The sequence below is a fragment of the Oribacterium sp. oral taxon 078 str. F0263 genome, assembly GCF_000469565.1.
Lineage (GTDB): Bacteria > Bacillota > Clostridia > Lachnospirales > Lachnospiraceae > Oribacterium.
The window spans coordinates 69,291-88,287 of the sequence record NZ_KI273122.1 but is presented as its reverse complement, the minus strand read 5'-3'; the positions used below and the strand labels follow the sequence as shown (position 1 = coordinate 88,287).

Below are 18,997 nucleotides of genomic sequence, written 5' to 3'. Positions count from 1 at the left end.
TCCCCCGGCTCCAAAGGAAAAGCTCCGAAAGAACGCGGCAGGGCAAAGAAAGCCGCCTTCTCCCTCCGATGAAAAGGGCGGAGCCTAGCGCAGAAACCTTCTCAGCTTTCTCCCCATCGGCATATTGTCGAGATCCTCCTTCGTAAAGGCGCGCATCCGAAGCAGAAAGAAAAAATACACCAGTACGGCGAGAAAAAGCGAGGGCAGAAGCTCCAGCATAGAACCGACCCGGCCAAAGCGGATTGAGGCTGGCAGCATGAGGGCGGCCGCGCGATAGCTCCCATAGGCCGCGCCCCCCATGAAAGCGCTTGCGATGATCGGATAGAGATAGGTCTTTCGAAGGTACTGCCGGTAACGGACATGTCTCTGAATTGCGCGCTGATTCAGAATGCACATGACAAAAGCGAAAAAGATATTCGAGAGCACGACTCCATAGATCCCAAATCCCATAAAAAGGAGGAGAACCAGGGCGATAAGATGAAGTATGAGCGCATACACCGCATTTCGAAGCGGAATGTTCAGATGCCCGAGTCCCTGGAGGATCGCATTGCTGATCGTTGAGAGAGAGTAGAATACCACCGCAAGAGATCCGATTCTCGTCAGATTGATGAGAAGCTGTACATTCTTTCCGGGGAAAAGCATGCGGCAGATCGGCTCTGCGAGAACAGAGAGGCCCACCGCCGCCGGAATGGCGATCAGCATGGTAAAACGAATGCTGTAGCGCACGCGGGATACGATATCCTTCCTCTCGTGCTCCTCTACGGCCCTGGTCAGACTGGGAATCAGAGAGGAGGAAAGCGCATTCGCCAGTGCGACCGGGATATTAAAGAGAATATGATACTCCCCGAAAATTCCCCATTCCCGGATGATATGCTCCGCTCTCCCGATCTTCGTCATGATGTTTCCGAAAAGATAGTCATCGAGGACGGAGGAAATATTGTACACGGTGCTGGAGAGCAGAATCGGGAGCATCGTCCCCGCAAGAATGACTATGATTCTCCGGTAGCTGTCCCGCCTCCCCTTGTCCCGGACCACCCGGCATCGCATGAGATAGCGCTGGGAGAGATAGAGCAGCACAAAGAAAATCAGGGCGGCGAAGGCGCCGGCGCCGGTGCCGATACAGCCTCCGGCGGCACCGTAGGCGTAAGGATACTCCTCCTTCCCGTAGATGAGGCTGGCTCTCTCCCCCACGCCGAAAAGCAGCCCCGCGGCGAGAACGGAGACAATCGCATTTAGAACCTGCTCCAGAATCTGGGAGACCGCTGTCGGAACCATATTTCCCGTCCCCTGAAAATAGCCCCGCAGTATCCCAAGATAGGCCATGACCCATACCGTCGGGGCCAGCGCCCGGAGAGAAAAGGAGCAGTCCGGCTTTTTCAATAAAACGGCAATCGGCTCTGCCCCGAACCAAAGCAGCGAAAACATGATAAAGCCGATTCCGCTCGCGTAGAGAAAGGCCGCCCGGAGCACCCTCTCCGTATTCCGATAGCGCTTCTTCGCGAGATTTCCGGACACAATGCGGGAAATCGCGGTCGGCATGGAATAGCTGGAGAGAATCAGAAGCAGCGAATAGATGCCGAAGGCACTGGTATAGTATCCATTTCCCTCTTCCCCGATGATGGCGGCGAGCGGAACCCGGTAGACCATACCGATGATGCGGACCAGAATCCCGGCCGCGGCGAGGAGAGAGCCCTGGACGACGAAATTCCCTCTCCTTCCCTTCCGTAGCTTTGTGCTCATCGGCAATAGCCCTTTCCTTCCAGAATCTCTCGCTGCCGCCTCTCCATCTCGCTCCGCTCCCCCTCCGCCATATGGTCATAGCCAAAAAGATGCAGCATGGAATGCGCGGTCAGAAAGGCCAGCTCCCTCCGCTCGCTGTGTCCGTATTCCCTCGCCTGAGACTCGATCCGGTCCAGATTCAGAACGATATCCCCCAGAAAGAAATCCCCCGTATCCGGGTTGAAGAGCTCCGGATCCCCCTCCCGGAAGAGGGAAAAATCCCCCGGACTCTCATATTCCGCCATCGGAAAGGAGAGCACATCCGTCGGAGCATCGATCCCCCGGCTGTCCCGGTTGATTATGCGGATCCCCTCATTGTCTGTGAAGAGCACACTGATTTCACAGGAAAACGGACAGTGCTCATAGGCGATCACTGCCCCGCAGATTTCCGTGATGATCTCCTCCAGGGGAAGCTCCAGTCTCTTCTCTGTCTCAAAATCAAGATTGATCGTCATGCCTTCCGCGTTCTCCGTCCCCCGTCCGTCCTTCTCTCCTGGCTTCCTCCCCTGCCGCCGCGCGTCTTCTCTTTTCCCATGCGCTTCTTTTCATCCTGCTCATAGGCGTTTACGATCCTCTGCACCAGGGGGTGGCGGACGACGTCGGCACTCGTGAGCTCCGCGAAGGCGATTCCCTCCACATCCCGGAGGACCCGCATCGCATCCTCCAGCCCGGATCTCTTCCCCTCCTCCAGATCCTTCTGCGTCAGATCTCCCGTCACGATCACCTTGGAGCCGAAGCCGATCCTCGTAAGAAACATCTTCATCTGCGCGGGGGTCGTGTTCTGCGCCTCATCCAAAATGATATAGGCGTTGTCCAGAGTGCGGCCGCGCATATAGGCGAGCGGCGCAACCTCAATCAGACCTCTCTCCACATTGGAAAGATACTGCTCCGCCCCCATGATCTGGTAGAGCGCATCGTAGAGCGGTCTCAGATAGGGATCTACCTTGGACTGAAGATCCCCGGGCAGGAAGCCAAGCTTCTCCCCCGCCTCAATGGCGGGCCTTGTGAGGATAATGCGGGAGACCTCCTGTCTTCGAAAGGCGGTGATCGCCATTGCCATCGCAAGATAGGTCTTTCCGGTCCCGGCGGGGCCGATGCCGAAGGTAAGCATATTATCCCGGATCCGATCGACATAGTCCTTCTGTCCCAGTGTCTTCGGCTTCACCGGCTTCCCAAGCGCGGTCCTCGCGAGGATATCCTTGTCGATCTCCACGAGACTGTCGCTGGATTTCTCAGAGACCGTGAGAGCGATCGCATAGTCTACATTTTGCTCTGTAATCTGATTCCCCCGCTCCGAGAGCCGCATCAGACTCTCAAAGACCTTTTTAGCGCGTTCCGCCTCAACCTGCTCTCCGATGATCTTAAGAGCGCCTCCCCGATCCACAAGCGTGATATGAAAGGCCCTCTCGATCTTCTTCAAATGGCTGTCCAGCTGACCGAGCACATTCCGCTCATGCTCTATCGGGATTTCCAGGATGATTTCCGTTGTCGCCATACCCCTCCGTTATATCTGTCTGTTACAGCGCCGCCAAGTCCGGCATGGATCCTTCCACTGACATTCTAATTATTCTATACTATTTTCTTCCGAGAAGAAAGGCCCCAATTCATCTCTGAATCGGGGCCCCTCTCTCAAGGTGCTGACTTCTGTATTAGCCGCTGTGCCGGCTTCGTCACTTCGCAGCGAATTCTCAGTTGAACTTACGCTTTCTCGCCGCTTCAGACTTCTTCTTTCGTCTGACAGACGGCTTCTCGTAATGCTCTCTCTTCCGGATTTCCTGCTGGATTCCGGCCTTCGCGCAGTTTCTCTTAAATCTGCGTAAAGCGCTGTCCAGAGACTCATTTTCCTTTACGATTACACTAGACATGAAAAGCCCCAAACCTCCCTTCGGGTATAAACTGGCTTTCATTATAGCAAATTCCCCGCCGAAGTCAAGAAGAAGCGGCAAGAAAGGGTGCATTTCCGTAAAAACTATGCTATATCTCTATTAGCACATATCCGCGTCGGTTGCAGAATATCGGAATACCCGCACAGGGGAAAGGAGGCACTATGGAGGAAAACCTGAGAGAGAGAGCATATCAGCTGAGCTCTGAGCTTTTTGAGAAGGCCCGGCTGAAAAAGGGACAGATTCTCGTCGTAGGCTGCTCCAGCTCCGAGATCTGCGGAGAACGGATCGGCACAAACTCGAGGCCGGAGATCGCAGAAGCGGTCTTCTCCGGCATCTACCGTCTCTGCCGGGAAAAGGGAATCTACCTCGCCGCGCAGTGCTGCGAGCACTTAAACCGCGCGATCATCACAGAGGAGGAGGCCGTCCCGCAGCTGGACATCGTGAATGTCGTCCCTCAGCCAAAGGCCGGAGGTTCCTTCGCCACTGCGGCATGGCAGAGCTTCCAAAATCCCGTTGCCGTGGAAGAGATCCGGGCGGATGCCGGTCTCGATATCGGGGATACCCTGATCGGCATGCACCTTAAGCGAGTCGCCGTCCCCGTCCGTCTGGCATATCGAGAGCTCGGGAAAGCCCACGTCAGCGCGGCGAGAGTCCGTCCGAAATTCATCGGCGGAGAACGCGCCCACTATAACGATGCCCTGAAATAAAGGAAACGGGGCTCTCAAAATGGAAAAAGGCCGTCCCCTTGAGAGCCCCGCCGCATATCCTAGAGCACGAGCGTCGGAGCCGCGTAGGCCCTTCCCAGAAGCTCCTGATTCAGAGCATAGAGGCCCTTCGGATCAGCGCCGTAGAGCTCATACTTTTTGATGAGATCCTCGGCGTTTTTCTCCTCCTCCCCCTGCTCCTTCACAAACCAGTCGAAGCACTGCATCGTCCTGTAGTCGTGCACCGCATCGGCTGCCGCATAGATCGCATTGATCAGCCCGGTCACATACTTCTCATGCTCCAGAGCGAAGCGAAGCGGATCCTCCGCCGTCTTATATTCCTTGTCCGGCTTTTCGATCGGAAGAAGCGTGACATGCTCTCCGTTATTATAGAGGTATTGGCGCATCAGCATGGCGTGATCCCTCTCCTCCTGCGCCTGGACCTCGTACCAGTTCGCGAAGCCGTCGAGCCCCAGATCATTGTAGTAGCCGGAAAAATCCAGATACAGATAGGCGGAGTAGAACTCCTTATTGATCTGCGTGTTGATCAGTTCCTTTACCTTTTTATCCATATACTCTCTCCCTTCCCAAGCCCTGCAAAGGGCGGCGCTCCTTCCCGACATTCTTCCCTTTCAGCGGATGGAGGCCTCATAGATCGCATCGACTGCAGTCCGAAGGGAGGCGCTGAATTCCTCCTCCGTCTGCTGCTTCCTAAGGCCCTCGGAGAGCGCCCTGGAGAAGCTCGCAATCAGACCGCGGTTCCCTGCGAGGAGTTCATCGGCCTTCTCCCTTGAATAGCCTCCGGACAGCGCGACGATGCGGACCACATGGGGATCCGCCATCAGCTCCTCATAGAGATTATTCTCCGTGGGGATTGTCAGCTTAAGCATGAGCTTGACAGAGGGTTCCAGCTTCTTGAGTCTCTCCCGGATGCATTCCTTTAAAAATCTCTCCGACTCCGCCTTTTTCGGACTGTGAATATCCACCTCCGGCTCCAGGATCGGGACAAGGCCATGGGAAAAGACGCGAAGCCCGAGCTCAAACTGCTGCTCTACGATATCCCGGATCCCCTGCTCATCATAATCGAGGATGACAGAGCGCTCCTTGGTGCCGAAGATATGCCGCTCCCCTGCGGCATGCTCCAGCGTTTCATCCAAGGCGGGAATCGGCTTCATCAACCGCACATGCCTCTTCTCCTCCTCCAGTCCCCTGTCGATCTTCAGGAATGGAACAATATGCTTTTTCTCCCAGAGATAATCCGCTGTGTATTCCCCGTCGATCTTTCGATCCATCGTATTCTCGAAAAGGATCGCCGCCAGAATCCGATCCGCGGAAAATGCAGGATTTTTGATGATCCGCGTCCGCATCTCATGGACCAGATCAAACATCTCCTTATCCCCATGGTACTCTGTCTCATCGATTCCATAGGCCTTCAGTGCCTTCGGGGTAGAGCCTCCGCTCTGATCGAGAGCGGCGATAAAGCCCCTGCCCTTCTGCATCCTCTCGAGCTGTTCCGTATTCATACTATCACCTCCTCATTCCGAAGGAGCCGCAGAGCGGCAGAGCTCAGCGCTCCTTTTAGTTAATCATAACTAACTCCCCTCAACTATATACCCCTGCTCTCCCTTCGTCAATACAGACTCCTTCTTCCCGAATATCGTCTTTCTTTCCGAAGATCAGAGTTCTCCCGGGACAGCGTCCCTCCCTTCTCCTCCAGATCCCGGGACCGGGACGAAAAATCCCGAGGGAAAGCCCGGGCCTTTCGAAAGGGGAGCGGATTCCCCGCGAAGCAGCAAAGGGGTTGATATCCCCAGCAGCATTAAAAAGAAGAGAAAAGGCCGCACAGAGGCGGCCTTAAAAAATCTGTCTTCTCTACTCTCTGTCTCCGGGCCGGTCCCCGATCCTCCCGTTCTCCTGCAGCTTCCTTTTACAGGCTCTCCCGCTTCCCCTTCGGCTCAGCCTTTTTCGATTTGGGATTCCGTTTTTAAATTTTCGCAGCTTAGTCCAGCGGCACAACTCCGCCCTCGAAGTTTTGATTGATATAATCCTTGATTTCCTTGGATTTCAGAACCTCAACGAGAGTCTTCGCCCATGCGGCATCCTTGTTTTTCTCAGCGACTGCGATGATATTTCCATAGGTCTTAGCGGCCTCGGAGTCGGAGGCCTCCTGTGCGAGCGCATCCGATGGCTTGAACTTTGCTTCGATCGCGTAATTTCCGTTCATCGCGGCGAAGTCCACGGAATCGATGGATCTCGGAATCTGGGCGGCCTCTACCTCCAGGATTTTCACATTGTGCGGATTATCGACGATATCCTGCTTCGTCGCCGTCAGTCCCACTCCCTCCTTTAAACGGATGATGCCATTGTCCTGGAGAAGGAGGAGGGCCCTGGCCTCGTTTGTCGTATCGTTCGGAACCGCGATTTCCGCTCCCTCCGCGATGTTCTTCAGGTCCTTGGATTTTCCGGCATAGATTCCAAAGGGCTCATAGTGGATCTTTCCGACGGAGACGACATGAGTCCCCTTCTCCTTATTGAAGTCATCCAGATAGGGCTCGTGCTGGAAGTAGTTCGCATCCACCTCCCCTTGATCCGTCAAAAGGTTCGGCTGTACATAATCATTGTATTCCTTGATCTCCAGCTTGATTCCCCTTTTCTCAAGCTCCGGCTTCGCGGCCTCGAGAATCTTCGCGTGGGGGCTGGGGGACGCGGCGATCTTGATCGTCACTTCCTCCCCCTCCGCCTTGCTCTCCTTTCCGCCGGCATTATCCTTCGAAGAGCCCGCCTCTTTGCTTTCCCCGCTCTCCTTCTCCGCCTTCTCGCTTCCGCTCTCCGCCTCCGCGGCCTTCGTGCTCCCCTCCTTTGCGCTGTCGCTTCCCGAAGCAGCGCAGCCTGCCAGTAAAGACGCAGCAAGCACTGCCGCAGCAAATAATGCAATTCTCTTCTTTTTCATTTTACCTTCCTCCCTCTTTCTCTCTATCTCTCTATCCTTTTCCGTAAAGCAAACTTCCCCTTAAATCAAGACTGCCGGATCCCCCGCAATGTAAGACTGCGATGCCGGCCGCGCTCTGCAGCTTCCCGTTTTTAAACTCAGCTCACTCTTTTATCGGTCTCCTTCGCAAGCCGCATCCAAAATTCCTGGATGAGCTGCACGATGAGGATGAGCACTGCCACCGCAATCAGCATGACATCCGTCTGATAGCGGTAATATCCATAGTTCAGGGCGATCGCCCCGAGTCCTCCTCCGCCGACAAAGCCCGCCATCGCGGAATAGCTGAGGATCGTAGTGATGCAGATCGCCGCGCCGACATAGAGACTCGGTCTCGCCTCCGGGAGCAGGACCATGCGGATGATCTGCCAGTTGCTGGCTCCCATCGACTTCGCGGCCTCGATCACGCCGGCATCGACCTCCTTCAGGGAGGACTCTACCATTCTCGCGATATAAGGGGCGGAAGCGATGATGAGGGGGGGGATGATCGCCCTCGGGCCGAGCGTCGTGCCCACCAGGAGCTTCGTCAGCGGAAGCACCATGACCAGCAGGATCAGAAACGGAATCGTGCGGAAGATATTGGTGATAAAGCCGAGAATCCCATGCACGATCCGGCAGGGCGCGATGCCCCCCTGCTCTGTCGCGACGAGGATCACGCCGAGCGGAATCCCGATCGCATAGGAAATCGTGCTGGAGATCAGGACCATATAGAGCGTTGCCCAGCTTTCCGCAAGATACATCCCCACAAACTGCGAAAGCTGCATTTACTTCACCTCCTCAAACGGAATTCCCTTGGATCGGAGATAGGCGCAGACCTTCTCCGCCTCCTCCCCGGAATCCGGGAGCTCCACAATCATCTGTCCGACTGCCTCATCCTCCACCTGCCTTGTGTTCGCAAAGAGGATATTCACCGGGATCTTGCAGCTCAGCACGAGATCCGAGATCACCGGTTCCCTGGCCTTTCGTCCGTCGAAGACGATGCGGAGCTTCCTGCCGTTCGCAAAGTCCAGATTCCTGTTTCCCTCTCCGAGGATCAGCCTCCGGCCGATCTCCGTCCGCGGCGCATGGAAGATCTCAGAGACGGGACCGGACTCCGCGATATGGCTGTGGTCGATGATCGCCACCTCGTCGCAAATTGCCTCAATCACGGACATCTGATGTGTGATGACAATGATCGTCACCTTGAGCTCCTCATTGATCCTCCGGAGGAGGCTTAAGATCTGCTCCGTCGTCTTCGGATCGAGGGCCGAGGTCGCCTCGTCACAGAGAAGGACCTTCGGGCGGGTTGCGAGGGCCCTCGCAATCGCCACTCTCTGCTTCTGTCCTCCGGAGAGCTGGGAGGGATAGTTTCCCGAACGCTCGGAAAGTCCGACGAGCTGCAGGAGCTCCTCCGCCCTCTCCTTCGCCTCCCTCTTCGGGACACCGGCGATCTCCAGGGGGAAGGTGACATTCCGAAGGAGGTTTCTCTGTTCGAGAAGATTGAACTGCTGAAAGATCATCCCCATCCTTCTCCGCGCCTCCCGGACCTCCTTCCGGCTCATCTCTCCCAGGCTCCTGCCCTCAAAGAGGACCTTTCCGCTGGTCGGAATCTCGAGATAGTTGATGCAGCGGACGAGAGTCGACTTCCCGGCCCCCGAGAGGCCGATGATGCCCTGCACCGCGCCCTCCCGGATATCGAGATTGATATCATCCAGTGCGACAAGCTCTCCGGAATCCGTCCGGAAGGTTTTTCCCATATTGATGAGTCGGATAATATAGCCTTCCTCCACCGATTTTCTCCCCTCTGCCACTCTTCTCCGCGGCCATAGCCGGGCGACTTTCTCTGCCTCTCCCTGCCCCTCCGGAAAGACCTGTATCAGTTTAAAATGGGAGGACTTTTCCGTCAAGCCCTCCCAGGATAGTGTTTTTCGATGTTTGGTTATAGTCTCAAATTATAGCATTCCTATTTCATGCAGATAAAAACAGGATGCCCATCAGCGGCAGAGCAGAAGGATGGATTCCGCATAGACCTCCGACGCGAGCAAAAGGTTCTCGACATCCATGAACTCGTCCGCGCCGTGCATTCTCGTATCCACATCCGGCAGCACCGCTCCGAAGGCAACACCGTTCTTCAGATGATGGACATAGGTCCCTCCCCCGATCGCAAGGCACTCTCCCTTGAGACCGGTGACATCCTCATAGGCCCGGAGGAGCTTCTGCACGAAGTCGGAGTCCGCCGCCACCTTATGCGGCGGCACGATGCTCTTCGCCTCATAATCCAGTCCCTCCGCCTCGACGGAGGCCTTCGCCCTGGCATAGCAGTTCTCCTCGTTCGCCGTGACCGGAGTCCTGCAGTCATAGATAAACTCGATATGCTTCGGATCCACGTGGAAGATATCGAGAGTGCAGCTCAGATCCCCGGATTCCGGATCCCTGAGGCGGATGCCGAGACCGGAGCCGTCGGTCACGCCGTAGGGGAAGAGCTTCGAGACCTTCTTCAGGGCAGCGAGGAGCTCGGAAGGATGCAGGGGGAGTTTCTCCACGAGAAGAAGTGCCGAAAGCCCGGCATTTCTCCCGCTCTCCGGCTTCGCCGCATGGGCGGAGCTTCCGATGACGGTGATCTCCGCGGGCCCGCTGATCTCACACTTTACACCGCATTCCTTCTCGATCTCGCGCATCGCGCTCTCCGCCTTCTCCAGCTCCAGTCCCTCAAAGCGAAGCACCGCCTTCTGCGGGACCGCATTTACCGCGATGCCCGCCTCCAAGGACAGAAGGCGCGGGAGCGCACTGTCCTCCTTGAAATCCTTCGAGAGCATGGCCCTAAACTGCCCCTTTTCGATGTTGATCAGAGGAAATTCCGCATCCGGTGAGAAGGTCATCTCTCCCTCCGGATACTTCTCGTAATATTTCTCGATATCGGAGGAGCCGCACTCCTCGTCCGCGCCGACGATCATCCGGACGCCCTTCTTCAGCGGAATGCCGCACTCCTTGATCGCCCGCATCGCGTAGAGCGCCGCCAACAGCGGCCCCTTGTCATCGCTTGTGCCCCTGCCGTAGAGTCTCCCGTCCTTCTCGATGACGCGGAAGGGCTCCGTGACCGTCCAGCCCTCTCCCGCCGGCACGACATCGGTGTGAGCGAGGATATCGAGGCTCGGGGGCAGAGAGGGATCAAAGTCCGCAAAGCCCACATAATTTTCGAGATTCTGTGCGGGAAAGCCGTACTTCTCACAGAGATTCAGCGTGAAATTAAGGGACTCAAAGGGACCCGGACCATAGGGCTTCCCCTCCTCATAGGCCCCCTTCACGGATGGGATGGCGCAGAGCTCCTTCACATCCTTCAAAAGCTCATCTTTGTGGGAACGAATCCATTCCTTTACCTTGGCATCCATACTCTCTCCTTCCTTCCCGGATCCCCTCCGGGTCCCTCTCAGTTCCTCGAAAATTCCGAAAGCTTCAGCGTCTTGTTCCGGTCGAGCACCATTCCGATGGACCATTCATGGACGAAGAGGAGGAGCGGTCTGTCCCTCAGATCCTTCACCAGCTTCATATCCGAGGTTCCCTCGATATGCTCGATATCGAGCTCCGTCCGATTCTCGATCCAGCGGATATATTCATAGGGCAATGTTTCCAGACGCACATCCACATTGTACTCATTTTTTAGGCGATAAGTCAATACTTCAAATTGCAGGACGCCGACGACACCGACGATGATCTCCTCCATGCCGGTATTGTATTCCTGAAAGATCTGTATCGCCCCTTCCTGCGCGATCTGGGAGATCCCCTTCAAAAACTGCTTCCGCTTCATGGTATCGATCTGCCGGACTCTCGCAAAATGCTCCGGCGCGAAGGTTGGAATTCCCTCGAAGCGGAATTTTTTGCCCGAGATCTCCAGCGTATCCCCGATGGAAAAGATACCGGGATCGAAGATCCCGATGATGTCTCCGGCATAGGCCTTGTCCACGATCTTTCTTTCATCCGCCATCAGCTGTGTCGGCTGGGAGAGCTTCACCCTTCTCCCGCTCTGTACATGGTTCACCTCCATCCCCGCGTCGAACTCTCCGGAGCAGATCCTGAGGAAGGCCACTCTGTCCCTGTGCCTCGGGTCCATATTGGCCTGGATCTTAAAGACAAAGGCAGAGAAGCTCTCCTTCACCGGGTCAATGAGCCCCTGATCGGATTTTCTGGGGAGCGGGGCCTCCGTCATGGAGAGAAAATGGGAGAGAAAGGTCTCCACACCGAAATTGGTCAGCGCAGAGCCGAAAAATACCGGCGTCAGATCTCCGCGGTCGATCCTCTCCCTGCTGAAATTATCGGAAGCTCCGTCCAAAAGCTCCCTGTCCTCCCGGAGCTTCTCATAATATTCCGCGGAAAGAAGCTCCGGGAGCTCCGGATCCTCCATGGAGAGCGTCCTGGTCTCCACCTCCCTGGAACCGCCCGCATTGGCGTGAAAAAGATCCACACAGTCCCTCTCCCTGTCGTAGACCCCCCGGAAGGCGCGTCCGCAGCCGATCGGCCAGTTGATCGGGCAGGTGTGAATCCCGAGTACATTTTCGATCTCATCCAGGAGCTCGTAGGGATCTCTCGCCTCCCGGTCAAACTTATTGATAAAGGTAAAGATCGGGATATGCCGAAGGACACAGACCTTAAAAAGCTTTATGGTCTGCGGCTCCACTCCCTTTGCTCCGTCAATCACCATCACCGCGCTGTCCGCCGCCATCAAGGTCCGGTAGGTGTCCTCCGAAAAGTCCTGATGCCCCGGCGTATCCAGGATATTGATGCATTTCCCGTCATAATTGAACTGGAGGGCGGAGGAGGTCACGGAGATCCCTCTCTCCTTTTCGATCTCCATCCAGTCGGAAACCGCGTGCTTTGTCGCCTTCCGTCCCTTGACGGTTCCGGCGAGCTGTATCGCTCCCCCATAGAGAAGGAACTTCTCCGTCAATGTCGTCTTCCCGGCATCCGGATGCGAAATAATCGCGAATGTCCTTCTCTTTTCAATCTCTTCCCGTAAACTGCCCATAGTCCTCCCGCTGTCAATGCCGTACAAAGAAAGGACTATGCCGTTTTTTGACATAGTCCCTTCTTCCCGGCAGCTTTACCTGCTGTTTCTGTTTCGCAGGAATTCCGGAATATTGATCGACATCTCCTTGTTGGACTGCTGTCTGCTCGCTCCGGTCTGTTCCTTTGGCATCTGTGTCGTCTGCTGGGCGGACTGAGAGGGAGGAACCCCGATACGCGTGTTCACATTCAGAGTCGGCGCCGATGTGGGATTGATCGGAACAGTGGGACGGCTCTGGAAGGCTCCTCCATGTCCGAAAAGATTCGGGATGATCGGAGAGCCCTGGGCCGCCGGCCTCTGCGCGGCCGGAGCCGGAGCAGGGGCGGGAGAGGGAGCCGCAGGAATGGGGGCGGGAGAAGGAGCCGCGGCCGGCTGCTGCTGCACCGGCGGAATCGGTTTAAACACCTTCTTCCCCATCACGGAGGCAGCGGATTTTGTCTTCTGCTCCATCTCCTGGATCCCGGTCGCGATCACCGTGATCGTCGCTTCGTCCTGCGCACTCTCGTCATACATTGCACCGAAGATGATATTCGCATTTTCCCCGGCGAGCTCCTCCACATAAGAGGCAGCCTCGTTCGCTTCCACCAGACTGATATCTCCGGAGATATTGATAATCACATCCGAAGCGCCCTCGATCGTCGTCTCCAGAAGCGGGGAGGAGATCGCGGCCTTGACCGCCTCGATCGCCTTCTCGTCTCCCTTCGCCTTTCCGATTCCGACGTGCGCTATCCCCTTATCCTTCATAATAGAAGAGACATCGGCAAAGTCGAGATTGATGAGCCCCGGGACATTGATGAGGTCCGTAATGCCCTGTACAGCCTGCTGCAGGACCTCGTCCGCCTTCTTCAACGCATCCGGCATCGTGGTCCTTCTGTCTACAATCTCCAAAAGCCTGTCGTTCGGGATGACAATCAGGGTATCGACGGCCTCCTTGAGCGCATCGATCCCCTTCAGGGCATTATTCATCCTCTGCTTTGCCTCAAAGCGGAAGGGCTTTGTGACGACGCCGACCGTGAGAATTCCCATGTCCTTCGCAATCTTTGCGATAATAGGGGCCGCTCCGGTTCCTGTGCCGCCCCCCATGCCGCAGGTGACGAAAACCATATCCGCTCCCTGCAAGGCGGAGGTGATATCCTCGGAACTTTCCTCCGCGGCCTTCATGCCGATCTCCGGCTTTCCGCCGCAGCCAAGCCCCTTGGTGAGCTTCTCGCCGATCGTCATGGATGTGGAAGCCTTGCTGAACTGGAGGGCCTGCTTATCGGTGTTCACCCCGATAAAGTCCACTCCCACAATTCCCTCATCCACCATTCGGTTCACTGCGTTATTGCCTGCGCCACCAACACCAACGACAATGATCTTCGCAGCTGCCTCTGACTCAGGAAGTTTAATCTCCAGCATATCTTCCTCCTTCGCTGATAAAACGTTCCTTTCCGGAATAATATACTAAGATTTCCGATAAATAGCAAGCCCCGGGATTGATCGGGGCTTTTCTACTTGCTCTCTGTGAAGATAAAACTGTCCCTTCCTCCCCGGTCCAGATAGGTGGAGAGATCGAGCTCCCCCCTCCTTCCGGAGAGCTTCGGGAGGATCTCCCTGAGGCAGGAAATCTTCTCCTCCATGTCCTGATCCGCCCCGAGCTTCACCCTGATGTCTCCGAGATTCAAGGTCGCATTTAAGGAGTCATCATAGCGGATGCTCTCGCAGGAAATCTGTAATTCCGACAGGGCATTGGTCAGATTCATGATATCGTGAAAGACCCTGTCATTTTTTACGGAAATCCTTTTATGAAGGGAAATCGATCCGAAGTCGAGGCCTTCTATCCTCGGTACGCCCTCAAGAGGCTCCTGCGTGGATTCGACTACCATTCCATCCCGGTCAAAGTAAAACCTGCTGGACATAAAGCCCACATAGGCGACGACATTCTTTTCCCGGACTCTGACCTTCAGCTTAAGAGGCCCCTTCCAGTGAAGCTCATAGCTTTCGATGAAGGGATACTCCGCGTGCTCTCTCGTGTGCTCCTTCAGAAACTGATAAAAAGAATCCGTATCCCAGCTACCCGGAAAGAGCATGGCCCGGATCTCCTCCTCGGAATAGCGCCGGTTCCCCGTGATTTCGATGCTCTGAAATCTCGCCGTCACAAGCACCAAAAGGATGCCCAGGATCAAAAGCAGGATCTCCATCCGGCGAATCCGGATCCCCTGCTTCCTCCTCTCCTCTCTCTCCTGGGGGCTTAGCTCCCTGGCCGGGGAAAAGCGAAGCAAAACGGGAAGTCTCCACCGCGATGCGCGGTCCTTATTCCGCTCTGCCTTCTCCAAAGGGGCGGCTTCCGTCGGCTCCTCCGTCCTTCTCCTTCTGCTCCTCCCCCGGGTTATCCTCTCCCTCTCCTCCGAAAAAGCGTCCTCCTTCGCCCCGGGATCTATCGCTTTCCTCTCTTCCTCCGCTGCTTCTTCGCTTCCTATTGTGTTCTCTTCCGCTTCTTCTTCCGCCATGGACAGGGAAGACTCTCTCTCCTTCTTCCTCCTCGAGAGAAGCTCCTCTACCGCCTTTTGAAGCGCTGCGTCGGCATGGCTCTCCTCCGGCTTCTCCGCCTCCTTTCGTTGCTTCCTCGCACTCGCAAGCTGGCGCATCCTGGCTTCCCCCTCCAGGAACTGGCGGTTTCTCTCCGAGCGAAGCGAAAGGGACGCTCCCTTCTCCGCAGCCTCCTCCGGGGACGTAAATCCTCTTCCATAAAGCGGCACGATCTTCCTTCCGCTCTGCCCATGGAGCCTCCGCTTCCTCATCTCCTCCGTTTCCAGATTGGAAAGCGCGGCGGCCCTTCGGAGCTCTCTCCGGATTCCGCCTCCGCCTGCCCTCTTTTCCTCCGCTCCTTCCCGCTTCCCCTCCGCCTTTTCCCGATGCGGAAAAACGGGCGCGATCTCCGGAGGCCCGGCACTCCCGTCCCGCAGCAGCTCCCCGCCCTTCCTCTCCTCCGGAGCATGCCGCTCCCTCCGATTCCGCCCGGAGCTATAGCCGCGGGGCCTTCTGATTTTCCCCGTGGGCCCGTTCATCGAAGCTCCAGCTTCGTCTGCTTCGAGACCGAGAGACAGATCCCTATCTCCAGAAGAAGCAAAACGAGTGCTGTCCCCCCATAGCTCACAAAGGGCAGCGTGACCCCTGTATTGGGGATCTGATTGCAGGCCACCGCGATGTTGAGAACCGCCTGCAGACCGATGTGCGACATCACGCCGATCACGAGAAAGGAGCCGAAGAGATCCGGGGCATTCCTTGCGATGTCATAGAGGCGGTAGAGGATAAAAAGGTAGATGAGGATCAGGGAAACCGCGCCGAAAAGGCCGAGCTCCTCGCAGAGTATCGTGAAGATCATGTCGTTCTGCGCCTCCGGCATCATGAACTTCTGAAGGGATTCCCCGAGCCCTCTCCCGAAGATCCCCCCGGAGCCGATCGCATAGAGTCCCTGCACGGTCTGATAGGTTTTACTCACATATCTCGGGTCGAGGGGGCGCTTCCAGGCATAGATTCTCATCAGCTGATATCCATGCATGATATGGCACTTCTCCATCAGCACCGCAAAGGGATAGGCCGCGAGATAGAGAAGAAGGAGCAGCAGAAAGAGATAGAAGAAGGGCTTATACTCTTTTCTTTCCACAAAGAGCATCAGGGAAAAGATCCCAAGGATAATGATCCCCGTGGAAAGATTGGAAAACGCAATGAAAATCGCGGGAAAAAGGGCCAGCAAAAGCGGCTGGCGGAGACTCTTCTTATTATTGTTGACCTGACTTCCCAGACGGGAGAATTCTCTCGCCTCCATGATAATGAGAGTAAACTTCACAAGCTCAGAGGGCTGAAAGCGCACCCCGAAAATCGTGAACCAGCGGGTGGATCCGTGAGAGGCCGCGCCATATGCTGCGGTTAAAAGAACCAGGCCGCAGGCCGCGGCAAAGCCGGGGAGAGCCAGAACGCGGAGAAAACGATAATCCAATAGATGGGAGATCCCAAGCATGAGGACGAGTCCGCCGATGGCAAAAAATCCCTGTTTTCTCAGATAGGACATGGCGCTCTCCTCCATGTCTCCTCTTCCGGAGGACGCGGAATAAAGGATGAGCAGGCCGAAGCCCAGGATAAAGAGCACCGCAAAAAGCAGGCTGTAATCGTAAAAGCTCACTATTTTCTTCGTCCTCGTCAATCCCATCTCCCCAAAGCTACAGATTCTTCACACAGTCCTTGAAGATCTGTCCCCTTTCCTCATAGTCCTTAAACATTCCCCAGCTCGCGCAGGCGGGGCTCAGAAGCACAAAGTCCCCGCTGTCCGCATAGGCCGCGCAGTCCCTGACCGCCTCGTCCATATCCTCTGCGAACATGATATTCTTAAAGCCGTATTTCTTCGCACAGTTTGCGATCTGACTCCTGGTCTGTCCGATCAGCACAAGATACTTCACCCTGCCCTTGAATTCCTTCACCCAGTCGTCAAAGTCCACATGCTTGTCATAGCCGCCGCCGATCAGGATCACCGGCCCCGGCATCGCTCGGAGCGCCTGAATCGCGGCATCCACATTGGTCCCCTTGGAATCATTATAATAGCTGACGCCGCTCCTCTTCCGCACGAACTCGATCCTGTGCTCGACCGGCCGGAAACTTTTGCACACCGAAATGATCTTTCTCATCGGAACTCCCATCCTGTAAGAAACCGCCATGGCGCACATGACATTCTCATAATTATGCTTCCCGAGAAGCTTGAGCTCCCGCACCTTGAGAAGCTCCTCCGCCTCCTTCCCCGCCTCCCGGAAGAAAAGCGCATCCTTCCTCAGGAAAAATCCCTCCTTGAGCTCCCGCTCACTGGAGAACCATAGCACCTTCGGCTTAAGCTCCTTCCCTTTCCCGAAGCTCCGAAGCTCCGGATCCTCATAATTCAGAACCACGCAGTCCTCTTCCGTCTGGTTCATCGCGATGGATTCCTTGATGCGGATATAATTTTTCATACTCTTATGGCGGTCCAGATGATCCGGCGTGATATTCGTAATCGCGCTGACATCCGGCCGGAAATCCATGATGGTCTCGAGCTGAAAGGAGCTGACCTCGATCACGGTGGCGGAGCTGTCCTCCGTCTCCAGCGCTTCCGCGGTAAAGGGATTTCCGATATTTCCCACCACATGGGTATCACTGAAATGGGAGCGAAGAATCTCTCCCACGAGGGAGACCGTCGTCGTCTTCCCATTGGTCCCGGTGATCGCGGCGAGCTTCCCCCGGCTGGACTGATAGGCGAGCTCAAGCTCTCCCCAGATCGGAATTTTCGCGCCGCGGATCCTTTTTACCAGCGGGAGATCCAGCGGAATCCCCGGGCTGATGACCGCAAGATCCACATTGACGAGATCCGTCGGCGAAAGCTTTCCCTTCAGAATGCGGATCTTATCCTTTTTTTCAAAATTTTTGAGGAGCTCAGCCACATTGAGCTTCTCATTGGAATCAAAGAGGACGACCTGTCCTCCGAGCCCCAATATCTGTTTTGCGGCGGCGATTCCGCTCCGCCCCGCACCGAGCACCAGCACCTTCTCCCTGTTCATGGTCTTCCTCTCTTCTATCCTCTTTTCCTGATCCTTCCGCCCCTCTGTATTTCCTCTTCTCCGATGATCACAGGATCAAAAGAGTAAAGGAAAGCAGTGAGAGCAGCAGACTGATAATGGTAAACACTGTCACTACGCGGGTCTCCGACCACCCCAGAAGTTCAAAATGGTGATGGATCGGCGCCATGCGGAAAATCCGCCTGCCGTGGCTTAGCTTAAAATAGGAAACCTGAATGATGACAGATAATACCTCCAAAAGATAGATAAAAGCGAAAAGAGGGATATAAAGAGGAATCCCAAGCTCAATGGCAAGTGCGGAGACGAAACCGCCGAGCGCGAGAGAGCCGGTATCTCCCATAAATACCCTGGCCGGATAAGCATTGAAGCAGAGAAAACCGAGAAGAGCGCCGAGCATGGCACCGCACAGCGGGACAAGCTCTCTCTCTCCGGTAAAAATGGCATAAATCCCCAAAAAGAGCGAGATCACCGCTGTGACAGAGGAGCAGAGCCCGTCGAGGCCGTCCGTAAAGTTCGCACCGTTGTCCGTAGCCGTCACGATGAAAAGAAGCGCCGGGATATAAAAGGGGCCGAGCTTCAGCATAGAGCGGGTAAAGGGGATGCGAAGGGCGCTCTCATACCCCGGCAAAAGGCAGATCCAGAGGGAAAAAAGAAGCGTGATCAGAAGCTGCAGGAAAAACTTCTGCTTCGGATTCAAGCCCTCTGAATGATGCTTTAAGACCTTGATGGAATCATCCAGGAAGCCGACTGCCGCAAAGCCGAGCGTGAGGAAAAGCGCCGGCCGGATCTTCGGAAAGCGAAGCGCATAGAAGACAGAAGGCACGAGAAGCGAAAGGAGGAAAATGATCCCGCCCATAGTGGGAGTTCCCTTTTTCTTAAGATGTGTCTCCGGCCCGTCCTCCCTCACCTCCTGCCCGAACTTGAGCTTATGAAGCTCCGGTATCAGGGGAATCGCGAGCAAAACGGCGAGGACAAAGGACAGGACTGTGGATAAGGTAAAATCGAGGTACATGCTTCTCTCCATGGAT

General features: G+C 55.7%; 17 protein-coding genes. 1 reads left to right on the top strand and 16 read right to left on the bottom strand.

Going from position 1 to position 18,997, the window contains the following annotated elements; translation table 11 throughout:
- Positions 1–84: 84 nt before the first annotated feature.
- The 4 genes from HMPREF1986_RS07710 to rpsU all read right to left on the bottom strand — a co-directional run bounded on the left by HMPREF1986_RS07710 (position 85) and on the right by rpsU (position 3,644).
- Positions 85–1,740, bottom strand: coding sequence for a putative polysaccharide biosynthesis protein (locus HMPREF1986_RS07710; protein WP_021774264.1), 1,656 nt, complete (start codon positions 1,738–1,740; stop codon positions 85–87).
- On the bottom strand, positions 1,737–2,234 hold the full coding sequence (ybeY, locus tag HMPREF1986_RS07705) for an rRNA maturation RNase YbeY (protein WP_021774263.1): 498 nt from the start codon (positions 2,232–2,234) through the stop codon (positions 1,737–1,739). Before ybeY ends, HMPREF1986_RS07710 begins: the two co-directional genes overlap by 4 nt.
- Positions 2,231–3,274 (bottom strand): PhoH family protein, encoded by a 1,044-nt coding sequence (locus HMPREF1986_RS07700; RefSeq protein WP_021774262.1) that lies wholly within the window; start codon positions 3,272–3,274, stop codon positions 2,231–2,233. The genes ybeY and HMPREF1986_RS07700 overlap by 4 nt, the downstream gene beginning before the upstream one ends.
- A gap of 193 nt (positions 3,275–3,467) precedes the next feature.
- On the bottom strand, positions 3,468–3,644 hold the full coding sequence (rpsU, locus tag HMPREF1986_RS07695; protein ID WP_009429204.1) for a 30S ribosomal protein S21: 177 nt from the start codon (positions 3,642–3,644) through the stop codon (positions 3,468–3,470).
- A gap of 182 nt (positions 3,645–3,826) precedes the next feature.
- Between rpsU and HMPREF1986_RS07690 the strand changes: the two genes are divergently transcribed.
- Complete coding sequence (locus HMPREF1986_RS07690) at positions 3,827–4,372, top strand: TIGR01440 family protein (protein ID WP_021774260.1); 546 nt, start codon at positions 3,827–3,829, stop codon at positions 4,370–4,372.
- Between the two features lie 59 nt (positions 4,373–4,431).
- On the opposite strand, the gene HMPREF1986_RS07685 is transcribed toward HMPREF1986_RS07690, so the two are convergent.
- The 12 genes from HMPREF1986_RS07685 to mraY form a co-directional block, all read right to left on the bottom strand.
- The gene (locus tag HMPREF1986_RS07685; protein ID WP_036599911.1) at positions 4,432–4,941 is read right to left on the bottom strand and encodes a ferritin; all 510 of its coding nucleotides are present in this window, start codon (positions 4,939–4,941) and stop codon (positions 4,432–4,434) included.
- A gap of 60 nt (positions 4,942–5,001) precedes the next feature.
- Positions 5,002–5,892: a fructose bisphosphate aldolase gene (locus HMPREF1986_RS07680; RefSeq protein WP_021774258.1), complete on the bottom strand. Its 891-nt coding sequence runs from the start codon at positions 5,890–5,892 to the stop codon at positions 5,002–5,004.
- A 476-nt stretch (positions 5,893–6,368) separates the two neighbouring features.
- Positions 6,369–7,319, bottom strand: coding sequence for a MetQ/NlpA family ABC transporter substrate-binding protein (locus tag HMPREF1986_RS07675; RefSeq protein ID WP_021774255.1), 951 nt, complete (start codon positions 7,317–7,319; stop codon positions 6,369–6,371).
- A gap of 137 nt (positions 7,320–7,456) precedes the next feature.
- Positions 7,457–8,119, bottom strand: coding sequence for a methionine ABC transporter permease (locus HMPREF1986_RS07670; protein ID WP_009214903.1), 663 nt, complete (start codon positions 8,117–8,119; stop codon positions 7,457–7,459).
- Positions 8,120–9,091: a methionine ABC transporter ATP-binding protein gene (locus HMPREF1986_RS07665; protein WP_051273910.1), complete on the bottom strand. Its 972-nt coding sequence runs from the start codon at positions 9,089–9,091 to the stop codon at positions 8,120–8,122.
- 237 nt (positions 9,092–9,328) lie between these two features.
- Positions 9,329–10,723: a Sapep family Mn(2+)-dependent dipeptidase gene (locus tag HMPREF1986_RS07660; protein WP_021774253.1), complete on the bottom strand. Its 1,395-nt coding sequence runs from the start codon at positions 10,721–10,723 to the stop codon at positions 9,329–9,331.
- Positions 10,724–10,761: 38 nt separating this feature from the next.
- Positions 10,762–12,354 carry a peptide chain release factor 3 gene (locus HMPREF1986_RS07655; protein ID WP_036599819.1) on the bottom strand — a complete coding sequence of 531 codons (1,593 nt, stop codon included), beginning with the start codon at positions 12,352–12,354 and terminating at the stop codon, positions 10,762–10,764.
- Positions 12,355–12,429: 75 nt separating this feature from the next.
- Complete coding sequence (gene ftsZ, locus HMPREF1986_RS07650; protein WP_021774251.1) at positions 12,430–13,791, bottom strand: cell division protein FtsZ; 1,362 nt, start codon at positions 13,789–13,791, stop codon at positions 12,430–12,432.
- A gap of 92 nt (positions 13,792–13,883) precedes the next feature.
- Entirely contained in the window at positions 13,884–15,440 is a 1,557-nt protein-coding gene (locus HMPREF1986_RS12615; protein ID WP_021774250.1) for a cell division protein FtsQ/DivIB, read from the bottom strand.
- On the bottom strand, positions 15,437–16,582 hold the full coding sequence (locus tag HMPREF1986_RS07640; RefSeq protein ID WP_021774249.1) for an FtsW/RodA/SpoVE family cell cycle protein: 1,146 nt from the start codon (positions 16,580–16,582) through the stop codon (positions 15,437–15,439). Before HMPREF1986_RS07640 ends, HMPREF1986_RS12615 begins: the two co-directional genes overlap by 4 nt.
- 10 nt (positions 16,583–16,592) lie before the next feature.
- Positions 16,593–17,951, bottom strand: coding sequence for a UDP-N-acetylmuramoyl-L-alanine--D-glutamate ligase (gene murD / locus HMPREF1986_RS07635; protein ID WP_021774248.1), 1,359 nt, complete (start codon positions 17,949–17,951; stop codon positions 16,593–16,595).
- Positions 17,952–18,018: 67 nt separating this feature from the next.
- A complete protein-coding gene (mraY, locus tag HMPREF1986_RS07630) occupies positions 18,019–18,993 on the bottom strand; it encodes a phospho-N-acetylmuramoyl-pentapeptide-transferase (RefSeq protein ID WP_021774247.1) in 975 nt (324 codons plus the stop codon).
- Positions 18,994–18,997 lie beyond the last annotated feature (4 nt).